This is a genomic window from Streptomyces sp. DH12, from assembly GCF_020873895.1.
Classification (GTDB): domain Bacteria; phylum Actinomycetota; class Actinomycetes; order Streptomycetales; family Streptomycetaceae; genus Streptomyces.
In genome coordinates, this window is sequence record NZ_JAHWGT010000748.1 from 1 (window position 1) to 495 (window position 495).

The 495-nt window shown below is 69.3% G+C and carries 1 pseudogene; it reads right to left on the reverse strand.

Annotated elements, in window-relative coordinates:
* Positions 1 to 411 (reverse strand): annotated as a pseudogene (locus LPA54_RS36855) (hypothetical protein); the annotation flags it as partial.
* Positions 412 to 495: the final 84 nt, after the last annotated feature.

Consider the following 495-nt stretch of genomic DNA (forward strand, 5'->3'; position numbering starts at 1 on the left):
CCGGCTGAGGTCGTAGGACCCCTCAAAGATCTGGTCCAGCCGAAGGAAGCTCTCTTGCGCGGTGTTGAACTGATGCGCAGTGTGGATGATCAGCTTGTCCCCGAAGAGGAACACGCCGCCCAGCTGCCGCGCTTCCAGCCAGCCGCCCTTGCCGTTCTGCCTGGCCACGTTGATGGCCACTTCCAGGGAGGACCAGCGGCCGTCGTCGTCTTCCTCGAGGCTGTGATGCAGGGCCAGCTGCTGCCACGGGTCGAGCATCAGGCCGGCGTCCTCGGCCAGCTCGATGCACTCCTGCCCGGCCTCCGAGCGGAAGTCCAGCGCCGTCTGGTCCTCGGTGCCGTCCCAGCGGCCAGTCCCGATGTGCCGGTACCAGGGGACGGACAGGATCCGCGGCGTCTGGCAGCCGATCACCGGGCGCCCTTCGCCGCGGCGCGGGCGCGCTTCTCCTCACGCCGCGACGCGATCTCGTCGATGCGGCCGCCGCGTTCCTTGGGG